Genomic DNA, 457 nt, shown 5'->3' on the forward strand with positions numbered 1-457 from the left:
CTCCCCGAACAGGACTCGAACCTGTGACAACTCGATTAACAGTCGAGTGCTCTACCAACTGAGCTATCAGGGAATATTATGGTGGAGCCAAGGGGGATCGAACCCCTGACCTCATCGCTGCCAGCGATGCGCTCTCCCAGCTGAGCTATGGCCCCATTTTGGTGCTGCAGAAAAAATTTTAACTTGTCTTGCGACATTCGTCAAGCATTTTTTAAAGAGACCATTTCGTAAGTGGTGGGCCCTAGTGGACTCGAACCACCGACCTCACCCTTATCAGGGGTGCGCTCTAACCAGCTAAGCTAAGGGCCCGTATGTAACACCTATATAATAGGTAGAAACACGATAAAAGGATAAGAAAAGCCCACCGTTAAGTGGGCTATTGCTTGGCAACGTCCTACTCTCCCAGGACCCTTCGGTCCAAGTACCATCGGCGCTGGAAGGCTTAACGGTCGTGTTC

The 457-nt window shown here is 50.8% G+C and carries 3 tRNA genes and 1 rRNA gene; all 4 read right to left on the reverse strand.

Features of this window, described 5'->3' with window-relative positions:
- Positions 1-73, reverse strand: a tRNA-Asn gene (locus tag KVT34_RS29855).
- 6 nt (positions 74-79) lie between these two features.
- Positions 80-155 (reverse strand) — tRNA-Ala (locus tag KVT34_RS29860).
- A 77-nt stretch (positions 156-232) separates the two neighbouring features.
- A tRNA-Ile gene (locus KVT34_RS29865) sits at positions 233-309 on the reverse strand.
- Positions 310-381: 72 nt separating this feature from the next.
- Positions 382-457 (reverse strand): 5S ribosomal RNA (gene rrf, locus KVT34_RS33045); the annotation flags it as partial.

The sequence above is a fragment of the Paenibacillus sp. GbtcB18 genome, from assembly GCF_019091125.1.
In the GTDB taxonomy this organism is placed as follows: domain Bacteria; phylum Bacillota; class Bacilli; order Paenibacillales; family NBRC-103111; genus Paenibacillus_F; species Paenibacillus_F chitinolyticus.